Source organism: Streptomyces sp. NBC_00250 (assembly GCF_036192275.1).
Taxonomy (GTDB): Bacteria; Actinomycetota; Actinomycetes; order Streptomycetales; family Streptomycetaceae; genus Streptomyces.
The window spans coordinates 3,267,842-3,281,250 of the sequence record NZ_CP108088.1; the positions used below are offsets into that span (position 1 = coordinate 3,267,842).

A 13,409-nucleotide genomic window follows, 5' to 3' on the forward strand; every position below is an offset into this window, starting at 1 on the left:
GTTCCGGGTGCCAATGACGTCCGGGCCTCGCGGAGTGGGCCGGTGGAAGCGACGCGTCCGGCGTTACGGATGCCCGCCTGCCCGCCTTCCCCCGCCGCGGCCCCGAGCCGAGCGAGGGAGAGCCCCCACGTGACCATCGCGCCCGCCGATCCGGCTTCCGCCGAGGCTTCCGCGGTCGAGAGCGACGGCCCCGGGACCGTGCTGCTGCGGACCCTGACCGACCTCACCGCCGATCTCCCCGACACCGACCCCGGCAAGGTCGCCGCCGCCGCGCTCCGCGGCCGCAGCGCCGTCGCGGACGAGGCGGAGCTGCGCGAGCTGGCCACCGAGGCGGCCGCGGGTCTCATCGCCGACGACCCGGCGTACTCCCGGCTCGCCGCCCGGCTCCTGACGATCACGATCGCCGACGAGGCGGCCGGGCAGGGCTCGTTCTCGTTCTCCGCCTCCGTCGCCGTCGGTCACCGCGAGGGCCTGATCGCCGACCGCACCGCCGAGTTCGTCGCGCTGCACGCGGACCGGCTCGACACGACGATCGACGCGGCCGCGGACGACCGCTTCGGCTACTTCGGTCTGCGCACCCTCTACTCGCGCTACCTGCTGCGCCACCCGATCACCCGCAAGGTGATCGAGACCCCGCAGCACTTCATGCTCCGGGTGGCCTGCGGTCTCGCGGAGGACGAGAGCGTCCGCGCGCTCGACGAGGTCACGGCGCTCTACAGCCTGATGAGCCGGCTGGACTACCTGCCGTCCTCCCCCACGCTGTTCAACTCCGGCACCCGCCACCCGCAGATGTCCTCCTGCTACCTCCTGGACTCCCCCCAGGACGAGCTGGACTCCATCTACGACCGCTACCACCAGGTGGCGCGCCTCTCGAAGCACGCCGGCGGCATCGGCCTCTCGTACTCCCGCATCCGCGCCCGCGGTTCGCTGATCCGCGGCACCAACGGGCACTCCAACGGCATCGTGCCGTTCCTGAAGACGCTCGACGCCTCCGTCGCCGCCGTGAACCAGGGCGGCCGCCGCAAGGGTGCCGCCGCCGTCTACCTGGAGACCTGGCACGCGGACATCGAGGAGTTCCTGGAGCTCCGCGACAACACGGGCGAGGACCAGCGCCGTACGCACAACCTGAACCTGGCGCACTGGATCCCGGACGAGTTCATGCGCCGGGTCAACGCCGACGCCGACTGGTCGCTGTTCTCCCCGGCGGACGTGCCCGAGCTTGTCGACCTGTGGGGCGAGGAGTTCGACGCCGCCTACCACAAGGCCGAGGCGGCGGGCCTGGCCCGCAAGACGATGCCGGCCCGCGACCTGTACGGCCGGATGATGCGGACCCTGGCCCAGACCGGCAACGGCTGGATGACCTTCAAGGACGCCTCGAACCGGACGGCCAACCAGACCGCCGAGCCCGGCCACACCGTCCACTCCTCCAACCTCTGCACGGAGATCCTGGAGGTCACGGACGACGGCGAGACCGCGGTCTGCAACCTGGGCTCGGTCAACCTCGGTTCGTTCGTCGTCGACGGCGACATCGACTGGGAGCGGCTCGACGCCACCGTGCGTACGGCCGTCACCTTCCTCGACCGGGTCGTCGACATCAACTTCTACCCGACCGAGCAGGCGGGCCGCTCCAACGCCCGCTGGCGGCCGGTCGGCCTGGGCGCGATGGGCCTCCAGGACGTCTTCTTCCAGCTGAAGATGCCGTTCGACTCCGCCGAGGCGCGCGCGCTGTCCACCCGTATCGCCGAGCGGATCATGCTCGCCGCGTACGAGGCCTCCGCCGACCTCGCCGAGCGCAGCGGCCCGGTCCCCGCCTGGGACAAGACCCGCGCTGCTCGTGGTGTGCTGCACCCGGACCACTACGACGTGGAGCTCAACTGGCCGGAGCGCTGGGCCGCGCTGCGCGAGCGGATCGCCGCCGTCGGCATGCGCAACTCGCTGCTCCTCGCCATCGCGCCGACCGCGACGATCGCCTCGATCGCCGGTGTGTACGAGTGCATCGAGCCGCAGGTCTCGAACCTCTTCAAGCGCGAGACGCTGTCGGGCGAGTTCCTCCAGGTCAACTCGTACCTGGTCGACGAGCTGAAGAAGCTCGGCGTGTGGGACGCGCAGACCCGTGAGGCACTGCGCGACGCCAACGGCTCGGTGGCCGGCTTCACCTGGGTCCCGGCCGAGGTCCGCGAGCTGTACCGCACGGCGTGGGAGATCCCGCAGCGCGGTCTGATCGACATGGCCGCCGCCCGTACGCCGTTCCTGGACCAGTCGCAGTCGCTGAACCTGTTCCTGGAGACGCCGACGATCGGCAAGCTGTCGTCGATGTACGCGTACGCCTGGAAGCAGGGCCTGAAGACGACGTACTACCTGCGCTCCCGCCCGGCGACCCGGATCGCCCGCGCCGCCCAGGCCGCGACGCCCGCCGCCGCCACCATCCCCGTCCAGCAGGCGGCCCCCGACGCGGACGCGCTCGCCTGCTCCCTGGAAAACCCCGAGTCCTGCGAGGCCTGCCAGTAATGAGCACCAGCGAGAACAAGAACCTCCTCGACCCGGGCTTCGAGCTGACCCTCCGTCCGATGCGCTACCCGGACTTCTACGAGCGCTACCGCGACGCGATCAAGAACACCTGGACCGTGGAGGAGGTCGACCTCCACTCGGACGTCGCCGACCTCGCCAAGCTCACCCCCGGTGAGCAGCACATGATCGGCCGTCTTGTCGCGTTCTTCGCGACGGGCGACTCGATCGTGTCGAACAACCTCGTGCTGACGCTGTACAAGCACATCAACTCCCCCGAGGCGCGGCTCTACCTCTCGCGCCAGCTGTTCGAGGAGGCCGTGCACGTCCAGTTCTATCTGACGCTGCTCGACACCTACCTGCCCGACCCGGACGACCGCGCCGCCGCGTTCGACGCGGTCGAGGAGATCCCGTCCATCCGCGAGAAGGCGCAGTTCTGCTTCCGCTGGATGGACTCGGTGGAGAAGATCGACCGCCTGGAGACCCAGGCCGACCGCCGCCGCTTCCTGCTGAACCTGATCTGCTTCGCCGCGTGCATCGAGGGCCTGTTCTTCTACGGCGCCTTCGCGTACGTGTACTGGTTCCGGTCCCGCGGTCTGCTGCACGGTCTCGCGACCGGCACCAACTGGGTGTTCCGTGACGAGACGATGCACATGAACTTCGCCTTCGAGGTCGTGGACACCGTCCGCAAGGAGGAGCCGGAGCTCTTCGACGACGCCCTTCAGCAGCAGGTCACGGACATGCTGAAGGAGGCCGTCGAGGCGGAGCTGCAGTTCGGCCGCGACCTGTGCGGCGACGGCCTGCCGGGCATGAACACCGAGTCGATGCGCGAGTACCTCCAGTGCGTCGCCGACCAGCGCCTCCAGCGCCTGGGCTTCGCCCCGGTGTACGGCTCCGAGAACCCGTTCGCGTTCATGGAGCTCCAGGGCGTCCAGGAGCTCACGAACTTCTTCGAGCGCCGTCCGTCCGCCTACCAGGTGGCGGTCGAGGGCTCGGTGGACCTGGACGAGGACTTCTAGTCCGTCCGTACGCGAGAAGGGCCCCGCACTTCGATGAGTGCGGGGCCCTTCCTGTAGCGCGACGCATCCGGCGCACGACCGCATAGGGTGCCTGGCATGGGCGATCTTGTGCGGGTGCGTGTCCTGGCCGGGGGTGCCGCCCTGGCGACCGTCGGGGCGGGGCTGGGGATCAGGGCGATCGGGTCCGGGGACGTCGTCAAGTACGCGGGGGACGCGCTCTACACGGTGCTGGTCGTGGCCCTGGTCGTGCTGGTCGCGCCCCGGGTGCGGCCGGCGGTCACGGCGGGGGTCGCCCTCGGGTTCAGCTGTGGCATGGAGCTGTTCCAGCTGACGGGCATACCGGCTGAGCTGGCCGTGCGCAGCACGATGGCGCGGCTTGTGTTCGGTACGACGTTCTACGCGCCGGACCTGTTCTGGTACGCGATCGGCGCGGCGGTCGGCTGGGCCGGCCACCGCGCCGTGTGCGCGAGAAGCGACGAGCGTCGTCAGGCGTTGGGCACCGTCTCGTAGCGCGGGGTGCCCTCTTCCATCTGGCGCAGGGCGTCCTTGCGGTCCCGCTTGGAGAGGCGGTCGATGTACAGGTAGCCGTACAGGTGGTCCGTCTCGTGCTGGAGGCAGCGGGCGAAGTAGCCGGTGCCGCGGACCTTGATCGGGTTGCCCTGGGCGTCCTGGCCGTGGACCTCGGCGTAGTCGGGACGGGCCAGTTCGGCGTAGGCGGTCGGCACGGACAGGCAGCCCTCGTTGGACTCGTCGAGGACGCGCAGCTCGGCGGGGAGCTCCTGGAGGACCGGGTTGATCACGACACCGGTGTGCCGGACGCCGTCGTCGTCGGGGCAGTCGTAGACGAAGACCTTGAGGTCCACGCCGATCTGGTTCGCGGCCAGGCCCACGCCCTCGGCGGCCTTCTGGCTGGCGAACATGTCGTCGATGAGCGCCGCGAGCGAGTCGTCGAACTCGGTGACGTCCTTGCACTCCTTGTGGAGCACCGGGTTGCCGACCACCGTGATCGGGCGGGCCGTGCCGCGCTCACGGTGGGCGAGCTCGCGCTCCTCGCAGTCCTCCGTGTCCACGACGAAGCCGTCGTTGATCGTCTGCTCGTCCGTCTCCTGCTGCGCCATGTCCGGCCGCGCCCTTCTGAAAACCCGATTCCGTCGGAGGACAGCCTACGGGCCCGTGGCCGTGGCCTCAGCAGACCTCTTCGAGATCACGCCACTCACGGCTGTCGGGACTGTCGGCCACCCAGCCGTCGAGGAGCCCGCGCACCAGGCCCGCCGGGGCCGCGATGCCGCACTCCCGCTCCGGGACCCACAGCTCGCCCGGCGAACGGTGCCCGAGCGGCCCCGGGTGGCCCGGCTCGCTGTGGTCGTGCGGGTCGGAGTGCTCGCCCTCGCCCTCGGCGCTCGGCATCGTCGACTCGGAGCAGGCGCGGCAGAGCAGCCGCACGGAGGACGACCAGTCCTCGGCGGCGAAACCCGCCTCCGCGGCGAGCTGCTCCAGGGCGTCCCGGTCGGCCTCGGTGGCCGCCTCCAGGAGGACCACCCAGGTGGGGACGGGTGAGGGGGCCCACAGCTCGATCTCGTCGAAGACCGGGTAGGAGGGGCCGGCGGTGGTGGTGCGCTCGCCGTTCGGCACGCCGTCGTGGAGGACGACCTCGCCCCAGCGGCGTCCGGAGGACGGCAGCGGGACGGAGAGGACCTCGATGCGGGCCGGGTCGAGCCGGCGGCCCCACACGACCTCGGCCTCGCCCTCGGGCGACAGCCGGACGGCGGCGCTGCCCAGCTCCATGCCGGCGGGCTCACCGGTGCCGGCGGCGGCGCCGGGCACCTTCAGTCCGTAGGCCTGCCAGGCCCGGCGGGCCAGCGGCCAGTCCTGGAGCGCGGTGGCGGCGATCCCCACGTTCCACCAGTCGGGGGCGCCGCTCTCCTTGTCCAGCAGCGCGACCGCGCGGAGCCCGGCGGCCCGCGCCTGCTCCCAGTCGTGCCGGAACTTGTGCAGCAACGCCAGGTTGAACCAGGACTCCGAGAGCCATGGCTCAAGATCCGCCGCGCGCGTCAGGAGCGCACCCGCGTCCTCGTACCGGCCGTCGCCGATCAGCGTGAACGCGCGGTCGGTGGCCTGCCGCCACGAGGCGGAGGGCCGATGCCGTACCTTCCCGAAGATCTTCACGATTCCCGCCTGCCGGTCGCTTCACCCTCTTGTTCGCATCCAACCATGCCCGGTCGGACGCGCGCTCATTACCCATGGGTTACCCAGTGGCGACGGAGGTCACCCCAGCCGCTCCGCCCCGCGCCAGGACCCTGGCCAGGCATTCGACGACATCCGGGTGATAGTCGCGGGCGGTGCCGAGCCGGAGCCGCTCCAGGGCGTCGAGGGCGGCGCCCGCGCTCTCCCCGCCCGCGAGGTCGTCGTAGGCGTTCACGGCCCGGACGATCCGGGCGGCCTGCGGCTGCTCCCGGTACGGGTCGGCCTGGCGCTCCACGACGACGGCGACGGCCTCGGGGACACCGGTCCTGCGGACCACCTCGCCTCCGAGGAGGGCGATCCGGCGCTGCTCCTCGGTGGGAAGGAGGGCGGTGGCGCCGCCCGCGACGGGGTCGACGAGGGAGAGCTGTCCGATGTCGTGCATGAGCGCCGCGTGCTCCAGGACGGCCAGCTCGGCCCCGGAGAGGCCCAGCTCCCGTCCGACGGCCGCGCTGAGGGCGGCGACCCGGCGGGCGTGCCCGGGCGGGGTGCAGCCGGCGATCTCGGTGGCGCGGGCGAGGGAGGCGATGGTCTGCCGGTTGACCGTGCGCACGGCGGCGTACCGCCGGAAGGAGACCTGGGTGAGGAGGAGCGGCACGGCGAGCACGGGCAGCGCCCAGAGCCCGGCGGCGGCGACGCCGAGCGCCATGACGGTGCCGGTGGCGCAGACGGCGGAACCGATGCCGAGGAGGGCGCGCAGTTCGTCACGGAGGAGGGGGCCGTACGGGAATCCCGTACGGGCGCGGAGCACCAGGGCGGCGAGGACCGCGTCGCAGAGGGCGGTCAGGACGAGCAGCAGCAGGAGGAAGAGGGCGTACGGGGGGCCCTGGCCGAGGTGCTCGACGAGGGCCCCGGAGTTGTAGAGGGGCTGGAAGCAGAGCGCGGCGAAGCCGACGGTGAGGACGCGGCGGGCCAGATGGTCGGGGCCGGGCCCCCGGCCCCGGGCGAGGTGGGGGACGATCCCGGCGAGGCCCGCCGCGACGACGACGGCGACGATCTGGAGGGCGCCGTGGGTGGTGGCGGTCCCGGCGCTCGCCCCGAGCAGGGCGTACGCGAGGGCCCCGGCGGCGGCGAGCGGCGCGGGCTCCCGCTCGCCGGGGGCGGCGCCCCAGCGGGCGAACTCGCCGAGGACGACGAGGGTGCCGAAGGCGAGGGCGTTGCCGGGTTCGTCGACGCCGTACCAGAGGGTGGAGCCGAAGCCCGCGAGGCTCAGCAGCAGCGCGGCCCCGTACACGGCGCCGAGGGTGACGGCTCCGGGCCCCCCGCGCGGGCGGGGTCTCATGCGCGCTCCCTGGGCCTGGTCCCGGGTGCCTCCGGTCGCCGTGCCGCTCCGGCCTCGCGCGGCGGTGGCACGTTCCCGCCGGCCGGGCCCGCCGGCGGGGTCTCGTCGGCGGTGACGGCGGGCTGCCAGCCGTGCCGGTCCAGGGCCCGGACGAGGGCGGCGACCATCCGGGGGTCGAACTGGCTGCCCGCGCACCGCTCCAGTTCGGCGACGGCGGTCGGCACCGGGCGGGCCCGGCTGTAGGAGCGGGTGGAGGTCATGGCGTCGAAGGCGTCGGCGACGGCCACCACCCGGGCGAACTCGGGGATCTCGTCGCCGCGCAGCCCGTACGGGTAGCCGCTGCCGTCCATCCGCTCGTGGTGGTGGAGGATCGCGGACCGCGCCTCGCCGAGGAAGCCGATGCCCCGGACCATCTCGTGTCCGTACTCCGGGTGCAGTTCGATGGTCCGGCGCTCCTCGGGGGTGAGCGGGCCGTCCTTGCGGAGCACCCGGGTGGGCACGCCCAGCTTGCCGACGTCGTGCAGGATGCCGGCGAACCGTACGACGTCGAGGCGTTCCTCGGCCATGCCCAGCTCGCGGGCGATCAGGACGGAGGCGTGGCCGACGCGCTCGCTGTGGCCGCGGGTGTAGCGGTCCTTGATGTCGACGGCCTGGACGAGGGCGCGGATGGTGGCCTGGTGGGCGGCCCGCTCGCGGTGGTACTGGGCGAAGACCCAGCAGGAGATGTACATGGGGAGGAGCACGAAGAGCGCCGAGACCGGTCCGTACGTGCTGCGCCAGAGGACGGCCATCATCAGTCCGGCGAGCCCGTGCACGGTGTGCGGGGCGAGCGCCCGGCCGACGAGCCCGCGCCAGGCGGCCCGGAGCGGCAGTCCGTCGGCGGTCGCCCGGATGCCGCCGTCGAGGGCGGTCAGGACCAGGCAGAAGGTGAGCGCGGCGGCGCCCGCGGGCAGCAGCGCGTACGGGAAGTCGGGGGCTTCGGGGCCGTGTCCGAGGGCCTCGGCGCAGCCGAGGGCCCCGGCTGTCCGGGCGGCCGCCCAGACGGCGAGGGCGGTGGCGGCGGCCCGCCAGGCGCGGCGGGGGGCGGCCGGGGGTTCGTCCACCCGGGCGAGGAGGCTGCCGGGCAGGGCGGTGAGCGCGGCGGCGGCGGGCGGCAGGAGGAGGGCGGCGGCAAGGAGGACGGGGAAGAAGGAGCCGGTGCCCATGGGGACGGAGCCGCCGATCGCTCGGCCGATGACGCGGCAGCGGGCGGGCAGCTCGCAGAGCGCGTACAGGGTGGCGAGGAGCGCGACCGTGCCCCAGGGGGTGGCCGCGCCGGGGCGCAGCGCGGGCAGGGCGGACGCCCCGGCGCCGAGCAGGGCACAGCCGATGTACACGCGGGCCGCGCGCGGAATGACCTTCACGCCCATCACGCCGGTCACGCTAGCGAGTTGGGCGGCCCGGGACGGCGGGGTGGCGCCGATTAGCACCATCGGGTGATACAAGCTGATATACGAAAGAGGCCGTCGCTTTCGTGCCGCGACGGCCTCCTCCTCCCTCTGTGGAAGGGGGAGTTACTCCTGGGGCGCCGGTGTCGTCGGGACGATCGGCGCGATCTCCTGCTCGGGCACCAGGTGCCCGGAGCGGATCAGGTCGATCCGGCCCATGACCTTGGACCGCAGGTCGGTGGGGACGTCGTCACTGCCGCAGCAGCGCTTGACGAGCTTCTTCACCGCCTGCTCCAGGCCGTACTTCTCCAGGCACGGGGAGCACTCCTCGAAGTGCACCTCGAACTTGGTGCAGTCACTGTCGGGCATCTCGTGGTCGAGGAACTCGTACAGATGATCCAGGACTTCCGAGCAATCCGTCTCGTGCGGCTCTCCGCAGCTCATGAGCCCGAGCCTTTCAGATCGTTCGACGACTCTCCGGCGCCCGCGGGTACCAGCCCGCGGTCGCGAGCGTAGTCCTCGAGCATGCCGCGCAGCTGGCGGCGACCCCGGTGCAGCCGGGACATCACCGTACCGATGGGTGTCCCCATGATGTCCGCGATCTCCTTGTACGCAAAGCCCTCGACATCCGCGAGATAGACGGCGATGCGGAACTCCTCGGGAATCGCCTGGAGCGCTTCCTTCACGTCGGAGTCCGGGAGGTGGTCGAGCGCCTGCGACTCGGCGGAGCGCAGACCGGTCGACATGTGCGACTCGGCACGGGCGAGCTGCCAGTCCTCGATCTCCTCGGCGGCGCTGCGCTGGGGCTCACGCTGCTTCTTGCGGTACGAGTTGATGAAGGTGTTCGTGAGGATGCGGTACAGCCACGCCTTGAGGTTCGTACCCTCGCGGAACTGGTGGAAGGATCCGTACGCCTTGGCGTAGGTCTCCTGCACCAGGTCCTCCGCGTCCGCGGGGTTGCGCGTCATGCGCAGCGCGGCCGAGTACATCTGGTCGAGGTAGCCGAGTGCGTCCCGCTCGAAGCGCGCGTTGCGCTCCTCGGTCGTCTCCTCGGGGCCGTCGTCGGTCCCTGTGTCGGTCCCAGTGACCGGACCCACCTCCTCCAGCGCCGCGGCGAGCCCGAGGGCGGACCCACTCGTTTCGGAGGATAGACGAGGAACCGCTCCACCCGCCGCCCGAATAGGGGCGGCCTTGGGCGCGGGCAGCACTGTCCAGTCGAGGTCAGCGGCCTGCGCGCGCTCCGGGCAGATGGTCGAACCCATGCGACGGACTCCCTCTTCCTTGCTCTCACACCGACGCACGGAACAACCATGGCCCCCGGCTCAACATTCCCGGGCGTCAGCGCAGAGTGGAGATCCACTCGGCGACGCCCTCCACGAGCAGCTCCATGGCCTCGTCCTGGCCGAGCGGCGCGCGCTTGGGCAGGGCGAAGCCGTGGTCCCCGTACGGGATCTCGACCAGTCCGTACGAGCCCTCCGGGAACTCCCCGGGGCGGCCGAAGGGGTCGTTGCCGCCCTGGACGACGAGCGTCGGCAGGCCGGTGCCGAGGAGTTCGTCGGCACGGGACTTCTCCGGCCGGCCCGGCGGGTGCAGGGGGAAGCTCAGCGCGAGGACGGCGAGGGCGCCCAGCTCCTGCCCGGTGCGGCAGGCGACCCGGGCGCCGGCGCTGCGGCCGCCCGCGATCACCGGAAGCCCCGGCTTCGCGAGGGCGGGCCAGAGGCCGCGCCAGCCGTTGTCCAGGGTCTTCGGGGCGGGTGCGACCTTCTTGCCCGCGACCCGCCAGGGCTGCTCGACGAGGGCGACGGTCACGCCCAGGGCGGGCAGCGCACCGGCCAGGGCCCGGAGGTCGCGGGCCTCGATGCCGCCGCCGGCCCCGTGGCCCAGGGCGAGGACGGCCCACGGCTTCGTCCTCGCGGGCCCCGCGTGCCAGGCGACGCGGGCCTCCCCGGCGTCGGTGGAAACGGTCTCGTACTCTGTCACGTCGCTCACACCCCCATCCTGCCGCCCGGCGGCGCGCGGGACGGGGTCTCAGAACAGCGTGCCGACCTCCGGGCCCTCCAGTTCCGTCAGAAGTTCGGGGCCGTTGTTCCGGACGTTGCTGACCGCGGTCGCCACCGGGTAGGCCCGCATGAGGCCCTCCGGCGGCGCGGCGAGCAGCCCGCGCAGCTCCTCCGGGTGCGTGCGCGCCGGGTCGAGCCAGGCGTCCCAGCGGTCCTCGGTGAGCATCAGCGGCATCCGGGGGTGGATGTCGGCGAGCGAGTGCGGGCCCTCCTCGGGGGCCACGCCCAGCGGCCCGGTCTCCGCCTCGGTGGTGATCACCGAGCAGGTCACCCACCACGCCAGGGGGTCGCCGTCGGGGAGGGTCCGGTCGCGCCAGAACTCGTAGAGCCCGGCCATCGCGAAGACGGAGCCGTCCGCGGGAGTCACGAAGTACGGCTGCTTGCGGGGCCGCTTCCTCTTCCCCTCGACCTCCAGGTCCCGCTCGCCCGCCCCGGTCACCCACTCGTAGTAGCCGTCGGCGGGGAGGATGCACCGGCGGGCGGAGAACGCCCGTTTGAAGGAGGGCTTCTCGTCCAGGGTCTCCGCGCGCGCGTTGATCATCCGGGCGGCGCCCTCCGGGGTCTTCGACCAGGACGGCACGAGGCCCCATTTCAGTGCGCGCAGCTGACGAACCGGACGCCGGGATTCTGCGTCTTTCAGAGGACGCTCCAGAACGGCCCAGACCTCTTTGGTGGGGGCCACGTTCCAGTCGAGGGCCAGAGTCTCCTCCGGCTCCCACTTCTCCACTCCGAAAAGGCCGACGAGGTCCTCGGGCCGCCGACTCGCTGCATACCGTCCGCACATACGTGCCACACTGCCACGATCCCGAACACGACCGAGGAGCCGTCCGCGAAATGACCGAGATCCTCGGCACCCAGCCGGCTCCGGAAGAGTGGATCGTCTACCTCACCGCCGCGTGCGCCCTGAGCCTGGTCGTGTTCCGCACCCTCTGGCTGCCGGCCCGCAACGCGATCACCATCGCCCACGAGGGCGGCCACGGACTGGTGGCCCTCGCCACCGGCCGCCGCCTCGAAGCGATCCGGCTGCACTCGGACACCAGCGGACTGACCGTGAGCCGGGGCCGGCCGACCGGCGTCGGCGTGGTCCTCACCCTGGCCGCCGGATACCCCGCCGCCCCGCTGCTCGGCCTCGGCGGCGCCGCCCTGCTCGGCACCCACCGGGTCACCCTGCTCCTCTGGGCCGCGACCGCCCTGCTGCTCGCCGTGCTGGTGATGGTCCGCAACGCGTACGGGATCCTCACCGTCCTCCTGACGGGCGCGGCCTTCCTCCTCGTCTCCCTGCTGACCGGCCCCGAGGTCCAGTCGACCTTCGCGTACGCCGTGGTCTGGTTCCTGCTGCTCGGCGGCGTCCGCCCGGCCTTCGAGCTGCAGGCGAAACGGCGCCACGGCGGCGCCCCCGACTCGGACGCCGACCAGCTCTCGCGGCTCACCCACGTGCCCGCCGGGGTGTGGCTGTTCTTCTTCCACGCGGTCGCGATCTCGTCCCTGATCGGCGGCGGGCGCTGGCTCCTGGGCTTCTGACTCCCCCGTACAGTGAGTCCATGACCGCAGCCACCTCCGCGCACACCGACCCGCCCACCGACCTCTGGCCCGCCCCGTATGCCCGCGGCGCCGTCGACGCGACCGTCACCGTGCCCGGATCGAAGTCGGTCACCAACCGCGCCCTGGTCCTCGCCGCGCTGGCGTCCGAGCCGGGCTGGCTGCGCCGCCCGCTGCGCTCCCGCGACACCCTCCTGATGGCCGAGGCGCTCCGTACCCTCGGCGTGAAGATCGAGGAGGGCGTGGGCCCGGACGGCTCCGGCGAGGCCTGGCGGATCATCCCCTCGCCGCTGCGCGGCCCCGCGACCGTCGACGTCGGCAACGCCGGCACGGTGATGCGCTTCCTGCCCCCGGTCGCGGCGCTCGCCGACGGCCCGGTGCGCTTCGACGGCGACCCCCGCTCCCACGAGCGCCCGCTGCACGGCGTGATCGACGCGCTGCGCGCCCTCGGCGCCCGCATCGACGACGAGAGCCGCGGCGCGCTGCCCATGACCGTGCACGGCGCCGGTGGGCTGGACGGCGGCACGGTCGAGATCGACGCCTCCTCGTCCTCCCAGTTCGTCAGCGCCCTGCTGCTCTCCGCGCCCCGGTTCAACCAGGGCGTGGAGGTACGGCACGTGGGCTCGCGGCTGCCGTCGCTGCCGCACATCCGGATGACGGTCGACATGCTGCGCGCGGTCGGCGCCCAGGTCGACGAGCCGGAGCACGGCGGCGCCCCGAACGTGTGGCGGGTGGCCCCGTCCGCGCTGCGCGGCCGTGACCTGGTCGTCGAGCCCGACCTGTCGAACGCGCAGCCGTTCCTGGCGGCCGCCCTGATCACCGGCGGCCGGGTGACGGTCCCGGACTGGCCCGCGCGAACCACCCAGCCCGGTGACGCGCTGCGGGAGATCTTCACCGAAATGGGTGGCACCTACGAGCTGACCGAGGAGGGTCTGACCTTCACCGGTACGGGCCGGATCCACGGCATCGACGTGGACCTCGGCGAGGTCGGCGAGCTGACCCCCGGCATCGCGGCGGTCGCGGCCCTCGCGGACTCCCCGTCCACCCTGCGCGGGGTCGCCCATCTGCGGCTCCACGAGACCGACCGGCTCGCGGCGCTCACCAAGGAGATCAACGAGCTGGGCGGCGACGTGACCGAGACCGAGGACGGTCTCCACATCCGCCCGCGCCCGCTGCACGGCGGCGTCTTCCACACGTACCACGACCACCGCATGGCGACGGCGGGCGCGATCATCGGCCTCGCGGTCGAGGGCGTGGAGATCGAGGACGTGGCCACGACGGCGAAGACCTTGCCCGACTTCCCGAGGATGTGGACCGAAATGCTCGGGGCCTGAGT

Annotated in this window: 13 protein-coding genes; 5 read left to right on the plus strand and 8 right to left on the minus strand. The window is 72.5% G+C overall.

Annotated features, from left to right (window positions below; translation table 11 throughout):
- Window positions 1–129 precede the first annotated feature (129 nt).
- The 3 genes from OG259_RS14460 to OG259_RS14470 all read left to right on the plus strand — a co-directional run bounded on the left by OG259_RS14460 (window position 130) and on the right by OG259_RS14470 (window position 4,034).
- A complete protein-coding gene (locus OG259_RS14460) occupies window positions 130–2,508 on the plus strand; it encodes a ribonucleoside-diphosphate reductase subunit alpha (RefSeq protein ID WP_328942640.1) in 2,379 nt (792 codons plus the stop codon).
- On the plus strand, window positions 2,508–3,524 hold the full coding sequence (locus OG259_RS14465) for a ribonucleotide-diphosphate reductase subunit beta (RefSeq protein WP_024761173.1): 1,017 nt from the start codon (window positions 2,508–2,510) through the stop codon (window positions 3,522–3,524). Before OG259_RS14460 ends, OG259_RS14465 begins: the two co-directional genes overlap by 1 nt.
- Window positions 3,525–3,620: 96 nt before the next feature.
- Window positions 3,621–4,034 carry a ribosomal maturation YjgA family protein gene (locus OG259_RS14470; protein ID WP_328942641.1) on the plus strand — a complete coding sequence of 138 codons (414 nt, stop codon included), beginning with the start codon at window positions 3,621–3,623 and terminating at the stop codon, window positions 4,032–4,034.
- Here the strand turns inward: OG259_RS14470 and def are convergent.
- The 8 genes from def to OG259_RS14510 form a co-directional block, all read right to left on the minus strand.
- A complete protein-coding gene (gene def, locus OG259_RS14475; protein ID WP_328942642.1) occupies window positions 4,010–4,642 on the minus strand; it encodes a peptide deformylase in 633 nt (210 codons plus the stop codon). The two genes, OG259_RS14470 and def, sit on opposite strands and share 25 nt — an antisense overlap.
- Window positions 4,643–4,709: 67 nt before the next feature.
- The gene (locus OG259_RS14480) at window positions 4,710–5,690 is read right to left on the minus strand and encodes a tetratricopeptide repeat protein (RefSeq protein ID WP_328942643.1); all 981 of its coding nucleotides are present in this window, start codon (window positions 5,688–5,690) and stop codon (window positions 4,710–4,712) included.
- Between the two features lie 79 nt (window positions 5,691–5,769).
- On the minus strand, window positions 5,770–7,047 hold the full coding sequence (locus OG259_RS14485; protein WP_328942644.1) for an HD-GYP domain-containing protein: 1,278 nt from the start codon (window positions 7,045–7,047) through the stop codon (window positions 5,770–5,772).
- Window positions 7,044–8,450 (minus strand): HD-GYP domain-containing protein, encoded by a 1,407-nt coding sequence (locus OG259_RS14490; RefSeq protein ID WP_328947089.1) that lies wholly within the window; start codon window positions 8,448–8,450, stop codon window positions 7,044–7,046. Before OG259_RS14490 ends, OG259_RS14485 begins: the two co-directional genes overlap by 4 nt.
- A 150-nt stretch (window positions 8,451–8,600) precedes the next feature.
- The gene (gene rsrA / locus OG259_RS14495; RefSeq protein ID WP_328942645.1) at window positions 8,601–8,918 is read right to left on the minus strand and encodes a mycothiol system anti-sigma-R factor; all 318 of its coding nucleotides are present in this window, start codon (window positions 8,916–8,918) and stop codon (window positions 8,601–8,603) included.
- Window positions 8,915–9,571 (minus strand): sigma-70 family RNA polymerase sigma factor, encoded by a 657-nt coding sequence (locus OG259_RS14500; RefSeq protein ID WP_030207302.1) that lies wholly within the window; start codon window positions 9,569–9,571, stop codon window positions 8,915–8,917. Before OG259_RS14500 ends, rsrA begins: the two co-directional genes overlap by 4 nt.
- Before the next feature lie 241 nt (window positions 9,572–9,812).
- Window positions 9,813–10,463, minus strand: coding sequence for an alpha/beta hydrolase family protein (locus OG259_RS14505; protein WP_443051966.1), 651 nt, complete (start codon window positions 10,461–10,463; stop codon window positions 9,813–9,815).
- A gap of 39 nt (window positions 10,464–10,502) precedes the next feature.
- Window positions 10,503–11,318 carry an SOS response-associated peptidase gene (locus OG259_RS14510; RefSeq protein WP_328942646.1) on the minus strand — a complete coding sequence of 272 codons (816 nt, stop codon included), beginning with the start codon at window positions 11,316–11,318 and terminating at the stop codon, window positions 10,503–10,505.
- Between the two features lie 50 nt (window positions 11,319–11,368).
- Between OG259_RS14510 and OG259_RS14515 the strand changes: the two genes are divergently transcribed.
- Together OG259_RS14515 and aroA are read left to right on the plus strand one after the other, a co-directional pair.
- A complete protein-coding gene (locus OG259_RS14515) occupies window positions 11,369–12,055 on the plus strand; it encodes a M50 family metallopeptidase (RefSeq protein ID WP_328942647.1) in 687 nt (228 codons plus the stop codon).
- A 20-nt stretch (window positions 12,056–12,075) separates the two neighbouring features.
- Window positions 12,076–13,407, plus strand: a complete 1,332-nt coding sequence (gene aroA / locus OG259_RS14520; RefSeq protein WP_328942648.1) for a 3-phosphoshikimate 1-carboxyvinyltransferase — start codon at window positions 12,076–12,078, stop codon at window positions 13,405–13,407.
- The last annotated feature ends 2 nt before the right edge of the window (window positions 13,408–13,409 follow it).